Source organism: Streptomyces sp. DSM 106670 (assembly GCF_055792845.1).
The window spans coordinates 4,003,605-4,022,914 of record NZ_CM147704.1 but is presented as its reverse complement, the minus strand read 5'-3'; the positions used below and the strand labels follow the sequence as shown (position 1 = coordinate 4,022,914).

Below are 19,310 nucleotides of genomic sequence, written 5' to 3'. Positions count from 1 at the left end.
CGGAGGCCCGTAGGGTGTCAACCCTGTGGATAACTGAGTGGTGATCGACGGTGAGCGGGGCGGGATGGATTCGGACCACGACAGGAGCTCTGCGGGCGGGGGGAAGGACGCCTGGCCGCAGGCGTTGAACCGGCCGGCGGAAGCGCGAAACACCCCCGAAGGCATACCGCCGACGCCCTCGGCACCGGTGGCGGAGCCCTCGGAGACCGGCCGGGGCATAGCGGGACTCTCCTTCCCCTACCAGGTGGTCGCGGCCCTGGCGCTGTCCCTGATCGGGCTGCTCGCCTGCACCCAGGTGGCCATGGTGTTCCTGCACGTCGCCCCGTCCAACACGCTGACCAAGCAGCACGGGAAGTCGATCGACCGCTGGATCTACCCGGAGTTCGAGCAGAACTGGAAGCTCTTCGCGCCCAACCCGCTCCAGCAGAACGTCGCTGTCCATGTGCGGGCCGATGTGGTGGGGGCCGACGGCCGCCACACCACGAGGTGGATGAACCTCACCCATGAGGACGGCGAAGCGATACGCGGCAGCCTCTTCCCCAGCCATGTGGCCCAGAACGAGCTCCGCCGGGGCTGGGACTTCTACGTCAACTCCCACGACAGCGAGAACCGCCCCAACGGCCTGCGCGGCGATCTCTCCGAGCGCTACGTGCGGCGCATCGCGATGCTGCGGCTGAGCGAGCGTGACTACGGCGGCACGATCGAACGCATCCAGCTCCGCTCCGCCACCAGCTCCATCGCCCCGCCCCCGTGGAGCAACGAGAAGATCAGCACCCGGCCCGTCCACCGCGTACTCCCCTGGTGGACCGTGACCCCGGACGATCTTCCCGAGCGCGAAGCCGACCAGCGCGAAGCGGCGCACGGTGTGGAGGAGAACCGGTGACCGTCCCCCCGCCCGCGACCCCGCAGGACGCGGCTCAGCAGCCCACGACCCCCCGCCCCGGTGGCCCCCGCTCCGGCGTGCCAGGCAGCGGACCGGCCCGCGCCCTTCAGCGCGTCACCGCCTCGGCCCTCGGCCCGTACCAGAGCGCCGTCGTCCGGATCGGCTTCGCCGCCACCTATCTCTTCTTCCTGCTGCGCGAGCTGCCGCACCGCCATGAGCTGTACGGCCCGGACAGCCCGTGGCACTGGGACCTGGCCCGTCAGCTGATTAACGGCAACGAGGCCTTCTCCGTCCTCATGTGGACCGACAGCACGGTCTGGTTCGAGGCGGTGTACGTCCTCACCCTGCTGTCCGCGGCGGCGCTGATGCTCGGCTGGCGGACCCGGACCATGTCCGTCCTCTTCATGGTCGGCGTGCTCTCGGTGCAGAACCGCAGCATCTTCATGGGCGACGGCGGCGACAACGTCGTCCACCTCATGGCGATCTACCTGGTGCTGACGCGCTGCGCCCAGGTCTGGTCGCTGGACGCCCGTCGTGCGGCGCGCGACGCGCAGCGCGCGGCGGCCGGTCTGCCGCCGCTGCGGGACATCGTGGGCCCGGTGTTCTGGGTGCTCCTCGGTCCCGTCCTCGTGACGGCCACGCTGATGGGCGGGCTCGGCGGCACCTGGTGGCTGCCGACCCTGCTCTGGGTGATCTGGCTCTCCGCCGCCGCCTGGTGGGCCGTGAACCGCTATCTGCCGCAGAGCGAGCCCCGCACCCTGCTCGACGTCCTGGCCAACCTCGCGCACAACGCCACGCTCGCCGTGATCATGGCCGAGGTCTGTCTGATCTACGCGACCGCCGGCTGGTACAAGATCCAGGGCTCGCGCTGGCAGGACGGCACAGCGCTCTACTACCCGCTGAACCTCGACTACTTCACCCCGTGGCCCGCTCTGTCGGACATCCTGGGCGCCAGCGGGCTGATGGTGATGGTGCTGACGTACGGCACGGTCATCGTCCAGGTCGCCTTTCCGTTCACGCTGTTCAACCGGCGGGTCAAGAACGTCCTGCTGGTCGCGATGATCTGCGAGCACGCGGGGATCGCCCTGCTGCTCGGGCTGCCGTTCTTCTCCATGGCGATGATCGCGGCCGACGCGGTGTTCCTGCCGACGGCCTTCCTCGTATGGCTGGGCGCCCGCGCCGGGACCGGCAGGCGCCGGCTGCTCGCCGGGCTGCCCGGCCGGTCCCGTATGCCGGGGAAGCCCGGGCGGTCCGGTGCCGACGACGGGTCCGATGGCCGGTCGGCGGCCGGTCCGGCGAAGGACGGTCCCGGCGGTACGGAGGAGCCCCGGCTCCAGGGCGGCGGCGGGGGCCATACTCTCGTCGGGTGAGCAGTGAGACCGGCAGAACCCAGCAGCCCCCGGCGGAGCCTCTCCTGACAGAGCCCCTCGCCACGGAGCCTCTCCAGTACGACGACGGCTACGGTCAGACGATCGGCGTCGGGCCGCACCCGCTGCCCTGGCCCGAGGGCGAGCGCTACGACCCCGAGCTGCTGGCCCAGGGCGACCGGCGCAACGTCGGCGACGCCTACCGCTACTGGACGCGGGAGGCGATCGTCGCCGATCTCGACCTGCGGCGGCACGACTTCCATGTGGCCGTGGAGAACTGGGGCCACGACTTCAACATCGGCTCGGTGGTGCGGACCGCCAACGCCTTCCTCGCCAAGGAGATCCACATCGTGGGCCGCCGCCGCTGGAACCGGCGCGGCGCCATGGTCACCGACCGCTATCAGCATGTGCGCCACCACCCCGACACGGCGGACCTGACCGCCTGGGCGGCGGCCGAGGGGCTGCCGATCATCGGGATCGACAACCTCCCCGGCGCCGTACCGCTGGAGCGCACCGAGCTGCCGCGCCGGTGCGTCCTGCTGTTCGGGCAGGAGGGCCCGGGCCTGACCGAGGAGGCGCGGAAGCACGCCACGATGGTGTGCTCGATCGCGCAGTTCGGCTCGACCCGGTCCATCAACGCCGGCGCCGCCGCGGCCATCGCGATGCACGCGTGGGTGCAGCGCTACGCCGACGTCCCGGACCCGCGAGAGACCCGCTAGTCACGCCTGGCGGCGGACCTCCACCACCCGGAAGCGGTTGGCGACGAAGGCCCCGTCGCACAGCGCCGCGTTCGCGGCGGGGTTGCCGCCGGAGCCGTGGAAGTCGGAGAAGGCGGCGGTCTGGTTGACGTAGACCCCACCGGTCAGGTTCAGCGAGAGCTGGGCCGACTCGTCCAGGCAGACGTCCTCGATCGCCCGCTCCACCTCGGGGGAGGTGGTGTAGGCGCCGACCGTCATCGCCCCCTTGTCGCGGATCGTGCGGCGGAGCAGGTCCAGGGCGGCGGACGTCGACTCGACGGCGACGGCGAAGGAGACCGGCCCGAAGCACTCCGAGAGGTACGCCGCGCCGTCGTCGGGCTTGGTGCCGTCGAGCTTCACGACGACCGGCGTACGGACGACCGCGTCGGGGAATTCGGCGTTCGCGACCGTCCGCGAGGCCAGTGCCACCTCGCCGAGCTCTCCCGCCGCCTCCACCCGGCCCCTGACGTCCGGGTTGACCAGCGCGCCGAGCAGGGCGGCCGCGCGGGCGTCGTCGCCGAGCAGCCCGGTGACGGCGGCCGCGAGGTCGGCGACCACGTCGTCGTAGGACTTGGCGCCGTCGTCGGTGGCGATGCCGTCCCGGGGGATCAGCAGGTTCTGCGGGGTGGTGCACATCTGGCCGCTGTACAGCGAGAGCGAGAACGCCAGGTTGGCGAGCATGCCCCGGTAGTCGTCGGTGGAGTCGACGACGATCGTGTTGACGCCGGCCTTCTCGGTGTAGACCTGGGCCTGGCGGGCGTTCTCCTCCAGCCAGTCGCCGAAGGCGGTGGATCCGGTGTAGTCGATGATCCGGATCTCGGGGCGGACCGCGAGGGTCTTGGCGATGCCCTCGCCGGGCCGCTCAGCGGCCAGCGCGACCAGATTCGGGTCGAAGCCCGCCTCGCTCAGCACCTCGCGGGCGATGGACACCGTGAGGGCCAGCGGCAGCACGGCGCGGGGGTGCGGCTTGACCAGCACCGGGTTGCCCGTGGCGAGCGAGGCGAAGAGGCCCGGATAGCCGTTCCACGTGGGGAAGGTGTTGCAGCCGATGACCAGCGCGACGCCGCGACCCGACGTGATGAACGACTTGTGCAGCTTCAGCGGATCGCGCTTGCCCTGGGGCTTGGACCAGTCGGCGGTCTCCGGGGTGCGGACCTGCTCACGGTAGGCGTACGCCACGGCCTCCAGGCCGCGGTCCTGGGCGTGCGGGCCGCCCGCCTGGAACGCCATCATGAAGGCCTGGCCGCTCGTGTGCATCACCGCGTGGGCCAGCTCGTGGGTGCGGGCGCTGATCCGCGACAGGATCTCCAGACAGACCAGGGCCCGGATCTCCGGTCCCGCCGCCCGCCAGGCGCCCGTGCCGGCCCGCATCGCCGGCAGCAGGACGTCCAGGTCGGCGTGCGGATACTCGACGCCGAGCTCCGGTCCGTACGGCGAGACCTCGCCGCCGGTCCAGCCGTCGGTGCCGGGCTGCCCCAGGTCGAACCGGGTGTTCAGCAGCGCGTCGAAGGCGGCCTTGCCCTCGGCCGCTCCCAGGCTGCCCGGGGCGCCGCCCTCGCCGTACGCCTTCGGGTGCTCGGGGTGCGGTGACCAGTACGCGCGGGTACTGATCACGTCGAGGGCCTGGTCGAGCGTGGGCCGGTGGGTCTCGGACAGCTGCTGGGGGGTGAGCGCGGCGGCCATGGCGGACCAACTCCTCATCGAGCCGGGCGGGGACGTACGGACGGAGTTAGAGTAACCGAACGATCGGTCGGGACAAGGGGCCCCGGGAAACCTGTGGACAACTTCGATGGTCCCCGCCTGTGCGGGGCTGATCCCTCATGGGGGAGGATCGCGCACATGACCACGGCCAAGCGGGACACGTACACACCGGAGACCCTGCTCACCGTCGCCGTCCGTGTGTTCAACGAGCGCGGCTACGACGGCACGTCCATGGAGCATCTCTCCCGGGCGGCGGGCATCTCGAAATCCTCCATCTACCACCATGTGGCGGGCAAGGAGGAGCTGCTGCGCCGGGCCGTGAGCCGGGCGCTCGACGGACTCTTCGCGATCCTCGACGAGCCGGGGGCGCAGCGCGGGCGCGCGGTCGAGCGGGTCGAGTACGTCACGCGCCGGACCGTCGACGTGCTGATGGCCGAGGTCCCCTACGTCACCCTGCTGCTGCGGGTGCGCGGCAACACGAAGACGGAGCGCTGGGCGCTGGAGCGCCGCCGCGAGTTCGACCAGCGGGTCTCCGAGCTGCTCCAGGCGGCGGTCGCCGAGGGCGATCTCCGGGCGGACGTGGACATACGGCTGGCGACCCGGCTGCTGTTCGGCATGGTGAACTCGCTGGTCGAGTGGTACCGGCCGCAGCCGGGCGGTTTCCCGGGCGAGGAACAGCTCGCGGACACGGTCGTCCAGCTGGCCTTCGAGGGGATGCGGGCGAACGGCCGCTGAGCCCGCCGCCCGTCACCCTGCCCGTAGGTGAGATCAGGCGAGTTCGGCCGGCCGGTCCGGGCGCGGGCCGAGGTCCGTCTCCTCGAACACCAGCAGGGTGCGCGTGGAGAGCACCTCGGGGATGGACTGGATCCGGGTGAGGACCAGTTCGCGCAGTGCCCGGTTGTCCGGCGTGTGCACCAGCAGCAGTACGTCGAAGTCGCCGCTGACCAGCGCGATGTGCGTGGCCCCGGGCAGCGCCTGGAGCTGTTCGCGCACGGTGCGCCAGGAGTTCTGCACGATCTTGAGCGTGATGTACGCGGATGCCCCCTGGCCCGCCCGCTCGTGGTCGACCCGGGCGCCGAAGCCACGGATCACCCCGTCCTCGACGAGCCGGTTGATCCGGGCGTAGGCGTTGGCGCGCGAGACGTGGACCCGTTCGGCCACGGACCGTATCGAGGCGCGGCCGTCCGTCTGGAGGATCCGCAGGATGTCGCGGTCGATGGCGTCCAGCGGCCGGGCGGGCGGAACAGCGGCCGGTTCCGGCGCGGGGCCGGCGGGGGCGGCGGCCGACGGTGCCGCGCCGGGCGGCGTCGCGGTGGGCGAGGCCGGGCGGGTCTGGCCCTGCTCCTCGCCCTTGTCGGCCATTTGTTCAGCTGCCATCGGCCCGCGCCTCCCTGTCGTGGACGACCTGTACCCATCCCAGGCTGTGGAGAACCGTTTGTCCACAGGCTGGCGGCGCCTGTAGCCAAAATGCGCCCGCGACCGAACAATCGGTAGGTGAGGCACACCACACCCGTGCCTCGCCCAGCCCTCGATGTCTCGCTCCCGATCGACACCATCGACACCCATCGACACCGCCGATCGACCCGAAACCGCCGATCGACACCCCTCGATCTCCCTCGATGCCAGGAGGTGCTTCTCATGACGGTCCAAGAGCTGCCCGGCGCGGCCGCCTACCGGCCCACGCCGCCCCCGGCCTGGAAGCCGATCACCGACCCCGCCCCGCTGCTCCCGGACCCGGAGCCCTACCGGGTGCTCGGTACGGACGCGGTCGCCGACGTCGACCCCGAGCTGTTGCTGCGGCTCCACGCCGAGCTGGTCCGCGGGCGCCGCTACAACGCCCAGGCGACCGCGCTGACGAAGCAGGGCCGACTGGCGGTCTACCCGTCGAGCACCGGCCAGGAGGCGTGCGAGATCGCCGCCGCCCTGGTCCTGGAGGAGCGCGACTGGCTCTTCCCCAGCTACCGCGACACGCTGGCCGCCGTCGCGCGCGGTCTGGACCCGGTCGAGGCGCTGACCCTGCTGCGCGGCGACCGGCACACCGGCTACGACCCGCGCGAGCACCGCATCGCCCCGCTGTGCACCCCGCTCGCCACCCAGCTCCCGCACGCCGTGGGGCTGGCGCACGCCGCCCGGCTCAAGGGCGACGACGTGGTGGCGCTCGCCATGGTCGGCGACGGCGGCACCAGCGAGGGCGACTTCCACGAGGCGCTGAACTTCGCGGCCGTCTGGAAGGCCCCGGTCGTCTTCTTCGTCCAGAACAACGGCTTCGCGATCTCCGTTCCGCTGGCCAAGCAGACCGCCGCCCCCTCCCTGGCCCACAAGGCCGTCGGATACGGAATGCCGGGCCGCCTCGTCGACGGCAACGACGCCGCCGCGGTGCACCAGGTGCTGAGCGAGGCCGTGGCCCGGGCCCGGCGTGGCGAGGGCCCGACGCTGGTCGAGGCGGTCACCTACCGCATGGAAGCCCACACCAACGCCGACGACGCCACCCGCTACCGGGTCGACAGCGAGGTCGAGGCCTGGAAGGCGCACGACCCGGTACGGCTCCTGGAGCGCGAGCTGACGGAGCGCGGGCTGCTGGACGACGCGGGCATCGAGCAGGCGAAGGAGGCCGCCGAACGCATGGCCGCCGCCCTGCGCGACCGGATGAACGCCGATCCGGAGCTGACCCCGATGGACCTCTTCACCCATGTCTACGCCGAGCAGACCAGCCAGCTCCGGGAGCAGGCCGAGGCTCTGCGCGCCGAGCTGGACGCCGAGCAGGACCACGACGAGCACAGCGCGGAGGCAGGACGATGACCACCGCGGCAGCGACGGCCGGCGGACGTACGGCGAAGGCGAAACCGGCGACGATGGCGCAGGCCCTCGGGCGGGCGCTGCGCGACTCGATGGCCGAGGACCCCACGGTCCATGTGCTCGGTGAGGACGTGGGCACGCTCGGCGGGGTCTTCCGGATCACCGACGGGCTGGCGAAGGAGTTCGGCGACGACCGCTGCACCGACACCCCGCTGGCCGAGGCGGGCATCCTCGGCGCGGCCGTCGGCATGGCGATGTACGGGCTGCGGCCCGTGGTGGAGATGCAGTTCGACGCGTTCGCCTATCCGGCGTTCGAGCAGCTGATGAGCCATGTCGCCAAGATGCGCAACCGCACCGGCGGGGCCATGCCGCTGCCCATCACCGTGCGGGTGCCGTACGGCGGCGGCATCGGCGGGGTCGAGCACCACAGCGACTCCTCCGAGGCGTACTACATGGCCACCCCCGGTCTGCACGTCGTCACCCCGGCCACGGTCGAGGACGCGTACGGGCTGCTGCGGCAGTCGATCGCCTCGGACGACCCGGTGGTGTTCCTGGAGCCGAAGCGGCTCTACTGGTCCAAGGCCGACTGGTCGCCCGAGGCCCCCGCCGCGGTCGAGCCGATCGGCAGGGCGGTGGTGCGCCGCTCCGGCCGCAGCGCCACGCTGATCACGTACGGGCCCTCGCTGCCGGTCTGTATGGAGGCTGCCGAAGCGGCGGTCGCCGAGGGCTGGGACCTCGAAGTGGTGGACCTGCGTTCGCTGGTGCCGTTCGACGACGAGACGGTGGCCGCTTCGGTGCGGCGCACCGGGCGCGCGGTCGTCGTCCATGAATCCCCCGGCTTCGGAGGCCCCGGCGGTGAGATCGCGGCCCGGATCACCGAGCGGTGCTTCCACCATCTGGAGGCCCCGGTGCTGCGGGTGGCCGGGTTCGACATCCCCTATCCGCCGCCCATGCTGGAGCGGCACCATCTGCCGGGAGTGGACCGGGTGCTCGACGCGGTGGCCCGGCTGCAGTGGGAGGCGGACAGCTGATGGCCCAGGTGCTGGAATTCAAGCTGCCGGACCTCGGTGAGGGACTGACCGAGGCGGAGATCGTCCGCTGGCTGGTGGAGGTCGGCGACGTCGTCGCCATCGACCAGCCCGTCGTCGAGGTCGAGACGGCCAAGGCCATGGTGGAGGTGCCCTGCCCCTACGGGGGTGTGGTGACCGCGCGGTTCGGCGAGGAGGGCACGGAACTTCCCGTCGGCGCACCGCTGCTGACGGTCGCCGTCGGAGCGGCGGAGGGGTCTTCCGGCTCCGCCCCCTCCCCTTCCTCTTCCCTCCCCTCCTCCCCCTCCTCCGGCTCCGGCACGGAGTCCTCGGGCGGCTCGGGGAACGTGCTCGTGGGGTACGGGACCGGCGCACCGGCGGCACGCCGTCGGCGTATTCGCCCGGACCGGCTCGACCGGGCGGTGGCCGATGCTCCGGTCTCCGTCGCTCCGGTGGTCGCGGCCCCGGTGGCCGAGGTTCTGGTTGCCGAAGCCCCGGTGCATGAGGGCCCCGTGCCGGTGGTCTCTCCGCTGGTACGCCGACTGGCCCGGCAGCACGACATCGATCTGCGGCGGCTGGCGGGTTCGGGTCCGGACGGGCTGATCCTGCGCGCCGACGTCGACCGGGCGATCCGGACGGTGGAGGAGACCGCGGCGGCGACGGCCCGGGTCCAGACGCCGGTGGCGGCCGTGGTCGCGGCCCCGAACGGCGTGGCCGCCGCTTCGGACGCCGAGCGGATCCCGCTGCGCGGGGTGCGCGGAGCGGTCGCCGACAAGCTGTCGCGCAGCCGGACCGAGATCCCGGACGCCACCTGCTGGGTCGACGCCGACGCCACCGAACTGATGGCGGTCCGGGCCGCGATGAACGCCGCCACGGGCCCGTCCGCCGGACCCAAGGTGTCGGTCCTGGCCCTGCTGGCGCGGATCTGCACGGCGGCGCTGGCCCGGTTCCCCGAGCTCAACGCCACCGTGGACACGGCGGCCCGGGAGATCGTCCGGCTGCCCGGCGTGCACCTCGGGTTCGCGGCCCAGACCGAGCGGGGCCTCGTCGTTCCGGTCGTCCGGGACGCGCACACCCGTAACGCCGAGTCGATCGGGGCCGAGATCGCCCGGCTGACCGAGCTGGCGCGGACCGGGAAGCTGAGCCCGGCCCAGCTGACCGGGGGCACGTTCACGCTGAACAACTACGGGGTGTTCGGGGTCGACGGTTCGACGCCGATCATCAACCACCCGGAAGCGGCGATGCTCGGCGTCGGCCGGATCATGCCCAAGCCCTGGGTGCACCGGGGCGAACTGGCCGTACGTCAGGTCGTCCAGCTGTCCCTCACCTTCGACCACCGGGTGTGCGACGGCGGAACGGCGGGCGGCTTCCTCCGGTATGTGGCGGACTGCGTGGAGCAGCCGGCGGTGCTGCTGCGCACCCTGTAGCCGTACATCCGGCGTCGTCACCGACGCGCCCCCGCCGGGTGCGGGTCTTCCACCCACCCCGGCGGGGGCGTCGCTCCGGGGCGCCGCCCATACTCGACGTATGACCGCCTATGACGTGATCGTCCTTGCCGGCGGGGCCGCGAAGCGGCTCGGCGGCGCCGACAAGCCAGGAGTCCGGGTGGGCGGCCGGGCGCTGCTCGACCGGGTCCTCGCGGCCTGCGCCGGCGCGGCCCGGACCGTCGTGGTGGGCGGTCGTCGGGCCACCGCCCGGCCGGTCGTCTGGACCCGGGAAGTGCCCGAGGGCGGCGGCCCGTTGGCGGCGCTGGGCGCGGGTCTGCGGCTGACGACGGCGGAGCGCGTGCTCGTGCTCTCCGCCGACCTTCCGTTTCTCGGCCCGGGGACGGTCGACGCCCTGCTCGCCGCCGCCGGAGAGACCGGCCGGGAAGGGGCCCTGTGCACCGACCCCGACGGGCGCGACCAGCCGCTCGTGGCCGCCTATCGCGCCGAGCCGCTCCGCCGGGAGCTGGCCCTGATCGCCACCGAGCACGGAAGCCTCGCCGGGCTGCCGCTCCGGCTCCTGACGGCGGAGCTGGACCTCGCCCGGGTCGAGGCGGGCCCCGACGCCGCGTTCGACTGCGACACTTGGGACGACATCGCTGCCGCCAGAGCCCGGATCAGGGAGCATGGGGCCGTGCTGGACGAATGGATCACCTCGGTCAAGAACGAACTGGGTATCGACCTCGACGTCGACACCGGTGTCCTGCTCGACCTCGCCCGTGACGCCGCGCACGGAGTCGCCCGGCCCGCTGCTCCGCTCACGACCTTCCTGGTCGGGTACGCGGCGGCCAGGGCGAGCGCCGGCGCGGGGCCCGACGAGGCCGCCGCGGCGGTCGCGGAGGCCGCTCGCAAGGCCACCGCCCTCGCTCTGCGCTGGGAGGCGGAGACGGCGGCGAGCGCGGGAGGCGATGCGGCGGGCGGGGCGAAGCCCGACGCGGGCCGCGAGGGGACCGGGACACCATGACCGGCCCCGACGGGCCGCACCGTGAGCCCGGCGGCGACGGCGGCGACGGCCGCGACCTCGCACGCGAGGAGGAGGAGCGGGCCGTCGAGCAGGCGCTCGCCCTGGTCGGCGGGACGACCCTGCGCCCGAGCCGCGGTCGCGGCACCCCCGGCGCTTCCGGCAGCCCCGGCACGCCCAGCGCTCCCGGCGCCTCCGCCGGTGACGTGAGCAGCGGCCCGAGCGGTAGCCCGGGCAGCAGCACCCCGACCGGCAACGGCCCGGACGGGAGCGCCCCGGCCGGAAACGGCCCGGACAGGAGCGCCCCGCCCGGCAGCTCCCGAGCCGGCGGCTCCCCGTCCGACAACGGCCCACGTGCAGGCGGCCGTTCGACCGGTTCCCGTGCCGCCGCCCAGGCGTCCGGAAGCGATCAGCGACCCCGTCCCGACCGGTCCTCCTCCGAAGCACCCACGCCGACCGCCGAGACGGCCACGCCGAAGGCCCCGCCGCTGTCCTGGGACCGGGCCCGGGCGGTCGCCACCAGGGCCGGGCGGACCGGGCCGCCCGCGACGATCCGGCTGCCGCTCGACCGGGCGCTGGGCCATGTGCTGGCCGAGCCGCTCGGCGCGCTCACCGACCTGCCGTCCTTCGACACCTCGGCCATGGACGGCTGGGCGGTCGCCGGACCGGGGCCCTGGGCGTACGAGGCCGGGGCGGGGCTCCTCGCCGGACGGGGCCCGGACACCCCGCTGCCCGACGGCACCGCCGTACGGATCGCCACCGGCGCTCGCGTACCGCCCGACACCACGGCGGTCATCCGCAGCGAGCACGCGCACCCCGACGAGGCCAAGGGGCTGCTGCACGCGCGGCGGTCCGTGGTCACCGGACAGGACATCAGGCCCCGCGGCCAGGAGTGCCGTTCGGGCGAGCAGCTCGTTCCCGCCGGGACGGTCGTGACCCCCGCCGTGCTCGGCCTCGCCGCGGCCGCCGGGTACGACGCGGTGCCCGCCGTGCCCCGTCCGCGCGTCGACATCCTCGTCCTCGGCGACGAACTGCTCGCCGCCGGTCTGCCGCACGACGGGCTGATCCGTGACGCGCTGGGCCCCATGCTCGGCCCCTGGCTGCGGGCCCTGGGCGCCGAGGTCGCCGGGCCCGTCCGCCTCGGGGACGACGCCGGAGCGCTGCGCGATGCCCTCGCCTCCTCCACCGCCGACCTGATCGTCACCACCGGCGGCACCGCCTCCGGCCCGGTCGACCATGTGCACCCGGTCCTCGACGCCCTCGGGGCCGAACTGCTGGTGGACGGGGTCGCGGTCCGCCCCGGCCACCCCATGCTGCTGGCGCGAATGCCGGCCCCCGGACAGATGAAGGGCCAGGCGGAGGGGCCGCCGGAGGGGCCGTATCTGGTCGGGCTGCCGGGCAATCCGCTCGCGGCCGTATCCGGGCTGCTGACGCTCGCTGAACCGCTGCTCGCGGGCATCGCGGGCCGCCCCGCCCAGGACGCGTACCGGGCCCTCGTCCATGCCGAGGTGCACGGGCATCCGCACGACACCCGGCTCGTCCCCGTGGTGCACCGCGCGGGCCGGGCGGGCGGCCGGGACCATGTCGCACCGCTCCGCTACAACGGGCCCGCCATGCTGCGGGGCATCGCCGCGGCGGACGGGTTGGCCGTCGTGCCGCCGGGCGGGGTACGGTCCGGCACCGAGGTGGAGATTCTGGATCTGCCATGGGCCCCGGCGACGCCGTGGACGGAAGGGTGTTTCACGTGAAACTTCCCGGCCACGATGCGATGGCCAGGCGAGCCGACGAACTGGTCGTGCCGACCCGGGTGATGCTGCCCCGCCGGGTCATCGACGGCCCGGCCCGCCAGGTCGGCAAACGCCTGCTGATGGCGCTGCTCGTGCTGGCCGCGACCGTGCTGATCGTCTGGCTCGACCGCAGCGGCTACAACGACAACGCCGACGGCAAGGTCGACCTGCTCGACGCGGTCTACTACGCGACGGTCACCCTCTCCACCACCGGGTACGGCGACATCACGCCGTACAGCGACGGAGCACGGCTGATCAATGTGGTGCTCGTGACACCGCTGCGCGTGATGTTCCTGATCATCCTGGTCGGTACCACTCTCGAAGTCCTCACGGAACGGACCCGGGAGGACTTCCGGCTGAAGCGTTGGAGATCCAACTTGCGTGACCACACCGTCGTCGTCGGTTTCGGTACGAAGGGCCGCTCGGCGATTCTGACCCTCTGCGCAACCGGCCTGTCGAAGGATCAGATCGTCATCGTCGATCCGGCCTCCAAGGTGATCGAGGCGGCCAACGCCGAGGGCTTCACCGGTGTCCTCGGCGACGCCACCCGCAGCGATGTCCTGCTCCGCGCCGAGCTCCAGAAGGCCCGTCAGGTCATCATCGCCACCCAGCGCGACGACACCGCCGTGCTGGTGGCCCTGACCGCGCGCCAGCTGAACCGCGGGGCGAAGATCGTGGCGGCGGTGCGCGAGGAGGAGAACGCGCCTCTCCTCCGGCAGTCCGGCGCCGACGCCGTCATCACCAGCGCCAGCGCCGCCGGCCGGCTGCTCGGCCTCTCCGTCCTCAGCCCCAGCGCGGGCACGGTGATGGAGGACCTGATCCAGCAGGGCAGCGGACTCGACCTGGTGGAACGGCCGGTCATAAAGGCCGAGGTGGGCAAGAACGTACGGGAGACGGAGGACCTCGTCGTCAGTGTGCTGCGCGGGCACCGGCTGCTCGGCTACGACGACCCGCAGGCCAGCCCGTTGCAGCTGACGGACCGGGTCATCACCATCGTCCGCAAGAGCCCCAGCACGCCCTCCGTGCCGTACAACTCGGCGCCGCCGCGCCCCTGAACGCACGCTCGGCCGGAGTAGCCTCGCGGCCATGCATGCGATCACGATTCCTGAACCCGGCGGCCCCGAGGCGCTCGTGTGGGCCGAGGTGCCCGATCCCGTACCCGGCGACGGCGAGGTCCTCGTCGAGGTCGTCGCCAGTGCCGTGAACCGCGCCGATGTGCTCCAGCGGCAGGGCTTCTACAACCCGCCGCCCGGCGCGTCCCCCTACCCCGGCCTGGAGTGCGCGGGCCGCATCCTCGCACTCGGCCCCGGGGTGACCGGCTGGGCGGTCGGCGACGCCGTGTGCGCGCTGCTGGCGGGCGGCGGTTACGCGGAGAAGGTCGCCGTTCCGGTGGGCCAGCTCCTGCCCGTACCGGAGGGCGTCGACCTGGTGGAGGCCGCGGCGCTGCCCGAGGTCACCGCGACAGTCTGGTCGAACGTGTTCATGATTTCCCACCTCCGCCCCGGCGAGACCTTCCTGGTCCACGGCGGCTCCAGCGGCATCGGCACGATGGCGATCCAGCTGGCCAAGGCGGTCGGCGCCCGGGTCGCGGTCACGGCGGGCAGCCCGGAGAAGCTCGCGCGGTGCGCCGAGCTGGGGGCGGACATCCTCATCAACTACCGCGAGCAGGACTTCGTCGAGGAGATCCGCGAGAACACCGCCGGAGCGGGGGCCGACGTCATCCTGGACCTCATCGGCGCCAAGTACCTCGACCGGAACGTCCAGGCGCTCGCCGTCAACGGCCGCCTCGCGATCATCGGACTCCAGGGCGGGGCCAAGGGTGAGCTGAATCTCGGCGCCCTGCTGACCAAGCGGGCCGCCGTCACCGCGACCTCGCTGCGCGGCCGCCCGCTCCACGAGAAGGCCGCCATCGTCGCCGCCGTACGCGAGCACGTGTGGCCGCTGATCGCCGACGGGGTGGTCCGGCCCGTGGTGGACCGGGCGCTGCCGATGGCGGACGCGGCCGAGGCGCACCGGGTGCTGGAGTCCAGCGCGCACATCGGCAAGGTCCTGCTGACCGCACCGTCGGCCGCTGCCTGACCCGTAGCAGGGCCCGCCCCCGTAACGACGCCCGACCTCGGCGGACAGGACACCCGCACGTACGACGAAGGGGCCCGGCGGCACACCGCACGGTGTGCCGCCGGGCCCCTCGCGGTCGGTCCTCGGTCTCCGGGGGCGGATACGGGTTTACAGATACGGGCCGGAACGGATCGGGCCGTGCGGGTCCGCGCCGCCCTCCTCGTCCTCATGGCCCATGCCGGGCGGCAGGGCCCGGCGCATCTGCTCCAGCTGGGCGCGGGCCGCCATCTGCTGGGCGAACAGCGCCGTCTGGATGCCATGGAAAAGCCCCTCCAGCCAGCCCACGAGCTGTGCCTGGGCGATCCGCAGCTCGGCCTCGGAGGGCACCGACTCCTCGGTGAACGGCAGCGAGAGCCGCTCCAGCTCCTCGACCAGCTCGGGCGCCAGGCCGTCCTCCAGCTCCTTCACGGAGCTGGCGTGGATCTCCTTGAGCCTGACCCGGCTCGCCTCGTCGAGAGGAGCCGCCCTGACCTCTTCCAGAAGCTGCTTGATCATGCTGCCGATGCGCATGACCTTCGCGGGCTGTTCCACCATTTCCGTCACCGGGACCTCGCGCGACTCGTCGTCACTGGCACCGCCGCCGATAGCCATTCCGTCCTGGCCCACGACAAGGACCTGCGGGTGCTCCTGCGACCGGTCATTCCTCGGCATTTCCATGCCGCCATTGTCTCGCACACATGCCGTACCCCACGGTGGTGCCCCCGAAAACGGATGATCCACCGTCCTCGGGGGCACCGGATCCCTGCCGGGAGCGCCGGAAGGGGCGTTCAGCCCGCGCGCCGGGCCAGCGTCAGCCGGGAGCTGGTGAGGGCGGCGGCCAGCAGCCCGGCGAGCACCGGGACGACCAGGGCCAGCAGCCCGATGGTCTCCCACGGCATCACGATCGGCGTGTACGCCGACTCCATCGGGTCCTCGCGCATGTCCTCCAGCGCCGCGCGCAGATCGGTCAGGCGCAGGGCGACCGCGGGCACGAGCCCCGCCGCCGTTCCCAGGAGCACGCCGGTCAGGGCGACGACCAGGCACTGGAAGCCGGACAGCGAACGCCGTACGCCCGGGGGCGCGCCCACCGCGCTGAGCGTGGTGAGGTCGGCCTCCGCGTCGGCCTTGGACAGCCCGGTCGTGATGGCCGCGGCGCCCAGGGTCACCACTCCGGCGAAGAGGGCGAGGATCAGCAGGATCGTGTCGTCCTCCGTGCGGTACCGCTCGTTCGAGGTCATGAGGTACCCGTGGTCACCGGCCCGCAGGAGCGCCGAGTAGGCGGCCTGGTGCTCGGCGTCCGTGGCCTCGCGGGTGAGCGGGTAGAAGCTGCCGTGGTCCTCGACGTGCAGGCCGAGCCGCTGCGCGGTCTGCTTCGGCATGACCATCCGGATGCCCGGCGTCGCCGCGAAACGGTCCTCCGCGACGTACACCTTCAGCTGTTCCGTGGTGGTGCGGGCCTTGCCGGGGTGCAGGGCCCGGTTCTTCTTGTCGCGGTCGTTGTAGATGTGCGCGGCCTTGAGGGTGACCTCGCCGTTCTTCGCGTACGCCGAGTTCAGCAGGACGGGCGTGCCCTCGGCCAGGGCCTTCGCCGCCTCCGGGTCGTCGAGCTTCACGTACGTGGAGAGCACGTCCGCGCCCCCGACGACGATCTTGTGCTCGTCGGAGCCGAACGCGATCATCGTGTAGTTCTCGTCCATGCAGGCCGGGGAGTTCATCAGCCGCTTGTGCTCGTCGGCCGAGATCCGCAGGGCCAGCTCCTTGGCGCCCTTGCCCTTCAGCGGGCAGGAGTGGCCCTTGCCGGTGGGCTTGACGAGTTCGAGGGTGCCGCAGCCGGCGCCGTCCTCCTCGTAGTAGTCCATGCAGTCGCTGCCGGCCCAGACCCGCCCGATGTCGGCGCGCCCGCCGCCGACCGGGAAGTTCTGCTCGACGGCGGCCCGGGAGACCGCCAGATCGGCGGTGTCGCCGCTGCCGCCGCCGGAGTCCATCAGCGCGACGGTGCCCGGCGTCATGTTGGGCACGAAGTCGTACTCCTGCTCGGCGGCGTTGCTGCTGGTGTACGTGGCGATGGCGATGCTGCCCGCGACGGCCGCCATCACGGCGGCGACGGCGGGTGCGGTACGGCCGCGGTTGCGGGCCGCGTCGCGCAGCGCGATCCGGGGCGTCAGCGGAAGCCGTCGGCCGAGCCGGCCGAGGAGGCCGACGATCACCGGGATGCAGCACAGGACGCCCAGTTCGGCGAGGACGGATCCACCGGCGACGAGATTGGTGCTGCCGCTGATCCCGCCGTAGACCGCGATCGCGACGCCGACCGCGAGCGCGACGACACCGATGACGGGCAGCACCCGGGAGCTGCGGCGGATGCCGCGCCGGCCGGTGAGCGACTCCAGGACCGACTGGCGGCCCGCGACGATCGCCGGGGCGAGCGCGGCGAGGACACCGGTGACCAGGCCGAGCACGGCGATGCCGAGGATCTCCCAGGGCCGTACGGTCAGTTCGCCGAAGCGGTTGCCCGTGTAGTCCTCGATCAGCGGGCGGAACAGGACGGTCAGGCCGAACCCGGCGCCGACCCCGGCCACCGCGCCGACCCCGCCGAGCACCGCGCCGCCCGCGAGCACCACGGCCCGGACCTGGCCCCGGCTGCCGCCGCACGAACCGACCAGGCCCAGCTGGCGGCGCGAGCGGCGGGCGCCCACGGCGAACGCCGGACCGGCCAGCAGCACGATCTCCAGGAGGGCCATGGCGGTCACCGTGAGAGCGGCCGCGGTCAGCGCCGTCTCCGTGTCGAACGACTCGCCCATCATGGACGCCATCGGGACCTCGGAGTCCGGCGGCGGATCCAGGACGACCTGGCGGGACGTGACCACCACGCCCTTCTCGTTGGCGGCGAGGACGTCCTGCCAGGTCACGCCCGCTCCGGACGGGACCTGGACCAGCCACTTCGGGTCGGTCGCCTGGGGCGGCAGGACGCTCTTGTCGCCGTCGGCGGTCTTCTGCCAGGGGGCGATGACCGAGCCGGGGAGCGCGTAGAGGGAGTCGGCCCGCAGGTCGGCGGGGAGTTCGACGGCGCCGGTGAGCGTGTAGGTCTGGTCGGGGCCGCGCACGGTGATGCGGTCGCCGACGGACAGCCCGGACGATTCGATGAACTTCTCGGTCGCCGCGATCTCGTCGGCGGCCCGGGGGAAGCTTCCGTCGGTGAGTTCGATCCGGCCGCGCAGCATCGGGTCGCCGATGCGCAGTTCGGTGATCTCGGTGTCGGTGATGCCGTGGCGGGTGGTCACCGACGCGGGCACGCTCCGCTCGGTGAGGTGACGCGAGCCCTCGGGGAAGGTCGCGGTCACGTCGACCGGCCTCGCCTGCTCCTCGGGCGTGGGGTCGGTGGTGCCCTCGGCCGGGTTCCAGTTGATGCCGTCGGGCATCTGCTGAAGCTTCATCGGGCCCAGGCTCGTGGCCGTGAACCGGGCGTCGGCCGAGCCCAGATCGGCCGTCAGCTCCTCGGCCCTGGTGGGCAGGGCGCTGCGGTAGGTGAGGTCGGCGGCGGTCACACCGAGGACCGGCAGCGCGATCATCGCGACGACCAGGGCGCTGCGGCCCTTGGCCCGTGCGGCGTCGCGCCGGGCTATGCGGAAGGCGGCGCGCCAACCGGGGAGGGGGTTCACGTGGCGGCCTCGGCGGTTCCGGCGGAGAGGAGGGAGTCGGCTTTGGTGGTGAGCGTCTGGTCGACGATCGAGCCGTCGCGGAGGAAGACGACCCGGTCGGCCCAGGCCGCGTAACGGGGCTCATGGGTGACCATGACGCCGGCCGCGCCCTGGTCGCAGCGGGTGCGCAGCAGGGCGAGGACGGATTCGCCGGTCTCGGAGTCGAGTGCTCCGGTCGGCTCGTCGGCCAGCACGAGGCGCCGGTCGCCGACGAGGGCGCGGGCGATGGCGACGCGCTGCTGCTGGCCGCCGGACATCTCGTCGGGGAAGCGGTCGGCGATCTCGGTCAGCTTCATCTCGGCCAGCGCGGCGAGGGCCTCCTTGCGGGCCTTGCGCACGGAGACGCCGTCGAGTTCGCGGGGCAGCGCGATGTTCTCGGCGGCGGTCAGGGCGGGGATGAGGTTGTAGTCCTGGAAGACGTAACCGACGCTGCGGCGGCGCAGGGCGGCCATCCCCTTGGGGCCGAGGGCGGCGATGTCCTGGCCCTCGATGACCACCTGGCCGCTGGTGGCGGTGTCGAGCCCGCCGGCCAGGGTCAGCAGGGTGGACTTGCCGGAGCCGGAGGGGCCCATCACGGCGACCAGTTCACCCGGGTGGACGGAGAGGTGGATTCCGCGCAGGGCGTGCACCTCGGCGATGCCGGAGCCGTGGGTACGGGTCAGCGCCCGCAGTTCGAGTACGGGGCTGCCGCCGGGCGTCCCGGAGGACGGCGGGGGCGGAGGTGTGGCGGACGAGGGCATGACGGGTGGTTCCCCCCTAGGAACGGACTGGGTC

The 19,310-nt window shown here is 72.9% G+C and carries 16 protein-coding genes; 11 read left to right on the top strand and 5 right to left on the bottom strand.

Annotated features, from left to right (window positions below):
* Positions 1–64: 64 nt before the first annotated feature.
* From ACSMXR_RS17775 to ACSMXR_RS17765, 3 genes are read left to right on the top strand one after another with little or no spacing between them, the layout of a single operon-like run.
* Positions 65–883, top strand: a complete 819-nt coding sequence (locus ACSMXR_RS17775) for a DUF5819 family protein (protein WP_473172395.1) — start codon at positions 65–67, stop codon at positions 881–883.
* Entirely contained in the window at positions 880–2,253 is a 1,374-nt protein-coding gene (locus tag ACSMXR_RS17770) for an HTTM domain-containing protein (RefSeq protein ID WP_473172313.1), read from the top strand. Before ACSMXR_RS17775 ends, ACSMXR_RS17770 begins: the two co-directional genes overlap by 4 nt.
* A complete protein-coding gene (locus ACSMXR_RS17765) occupies positions 2,250–2,969 on the top strand; it encodes a TrmH family RNA methyltransferase (protein WP_473172312.1) in 720 nt (239 codons plus the stop codon). The genes ACSMXR_RS17770 and ACSMXR_RS17765 overlap by 4 nt, the downstream gene beginning before the upstream one ends.
* Here the strand turns inward: ACSMXR_RS17765 and paaN are convergent, their stop codons facing one another.
* A complete protein-coding gene (paaN, locus tag ACSMXR_RS17760; RefSeq protein WP_137229322.1) occupies positions 2,970–4,670 on the bottom strand; it encodes a phenylacetic acid degradation protein PaaN in 1,701 nt (566 codons plus the stop codon).
* 156 nt (positions 4,671–4,826) lie between these two features.
* Between paaN and ACSMXR_RS17755 the strand changes: the two genes are divergently transcribed.
* A complete protein-coding gene (locus ACSMXR_RS17755; protein ID WP_103511969.1) occupies positions 4,827–5,423 on the top strand; it encodes a TetR/AcrR family transcriptional regulator in 597 nt (198 codons plus the stop codon).
* A gap of 33 nt (positions 5,424–5,456) precedes the next feature.
* Here ACSMXR_RS17755 and ACSMXR_RS17750 read toward each other — a convergent pair whose 3' ends face one another.
* Positions 5,457–6,050, bottom strand: coding sequence for an Lrp/AsnC family transcriptional regulator (locus ACSMXR_RS17750; protein WP_473172394.1), 594 nt, complete (start codon positions 6,048–6,050; stop codon positions 5,457–5,459).
* Positions 6,051–6,326: 276 nt separating this feature from the next.
* On the opposite strand from ACSMXR_RS17750, the gene pdhA reads away from it, so the two are divergent.
* From pdhA to ACSMXR_RS17715, 7 genes are all read left to right on the top strand, one after another.
* Positions 6,327–7,487, top strand: coding sequence for a pyruvate dehydrogenase (acetyl-transferring) E1 component subunit alpha (gene pdhA / locus ACSMXR_RS17745; RefSeq protein WP_218525687.1), 1,161 nt, complete (start codon positions 6,327–6,329; stop codon positions 7,485–7,487).
* Complete coding sequence (locus ACSMXR_RS17740; protein WP_030626651.1) at positions 7,484–8,515, top strand: alpha-ketoacid dehydrogenase subunit beta; 1,032 nt, start codon at positions 7,484–7,486, stop codon at positions 8,513–8,515. The genes pdhA and ACSMXR_RS17740 overlap by 4 nt, the downstream gene beginning before the upstream one ends.
* Positions 8,515–9,939 (top strand): dihydrolipoamide acetyltransferase family protein, encoded by a 1,425-nt coding sequence (locus tag ACSMXR_RS17735; RefSeq protein WP_473172311.1) that lies wholly within the window; start codon positions 8,515–8,517, stop codon positions 9,937–9,939. Before ACSMXR_RS17740 ends, ACSMXR_RS17735 begins: the two co-directional genes overlap by 1 nt.
* A gap of 100 nt (positions 9,940–10,039) precedes the next feature.
* Positions 10,040–10,960 carry an NTP transferase domain-containing protein gene (locus ACSMXR_RS17730; protein ID WP_473172310.1) on the top strand — a complete coding sequence of 307 codons (921 nt, stop codon included), beginning with the start codon at positions 10,040–10,042 and terminating at the stop codon, positions 10,958–10,960.
* On the top strand, positions 10,957–12,705 hold the full coding sequence (locus ACSMXR_RS17725; protein WP_473172309.1) for a molybdopterin molybdotransferase MoeA: 1,749 nt from the start codon (positions 10,957–10,959) through the stop codon (positions 12,703–12,705). Before ACSMXR_RS17730 ends, ACSMXR_RS17725 begins: the two co-directional genes overlap by 4 nt.
* Positions 12,663–13,799 carry a potassium channel family protein gene (locus tag ACSMXR_RS17720; protein ID WP_137229312.1) on the top strand — a complete coding sequence of 379 codons (1,137 nt, stop codon included), beginning with the start codon at positions 12,663–12,665 and terminating at the stop codon, positions 13,797–13,799. Before ACSMXR_RS17725 ends, ACSMXR_RS17720 begins: the two co-directional genes overlap by 43 nt.
* A 31-nt stretch (positions 13,800–13,830) precedes the next feature.
* A complete protein-coding gene (locus tag ACSMXR_RS17715) occupies positions 13,831–14,823 on the top strand; it encodes an NAD(P)H-quinone oxidoreductase (RefSeq protein WP_473172308.1) in 993 nt (330 codons plus the stop codon).
* Positions 14,824–14,970: 147 nt separating this feature from the next.
* On the opposite strand, the gene ACSMXR_RS17710 is transcribed toward ACSMXR_RS17715, so the two are convergent.
* The 3 genes from ACSMXR_RS17710 to ACSMXR_RS17700 form a co-directional block, all read right to left on the bottom strand.
* Entirely contained in the window at positions 14,971–15,519 is a 549-nt protein-coding gene (locus tag ACSMXR_RS17710) for a bacterial proteasome activator family protein (RefSeq protein ID WP_073776059.1), read from the bottom strand.
* Between the two features lie 110 nt (positions 15,520–15,629).
* Positions 15,630–18,497, bottom strand: coding sequence for an FtsX-like permease family protein (locus ACSMXR_RS17705; RefSeq protein WP_473172307.1), 2,868 nt, complete (start codon positions 18,495–18,497; stop codon positions 15,630–15,632).
* Complete coding sequence (locus ACSMXR_RS17700; RefSeq protein ID WP_137229306.1) at positions 18,494–19,276, bottom strand: ABC transporter ATP-binding protein; 783 nt, start codon at positions 19,274–19,276, stop codon at positions 18,494–18,496. Before ACSMXR_RS17700 ends, ACSMXR_RS17705 begins: the two co-directional genes overlap by 4 nt.
* Between the last annotated feature and the right edge of the window lie 34 nt (positions 19,277–19,310).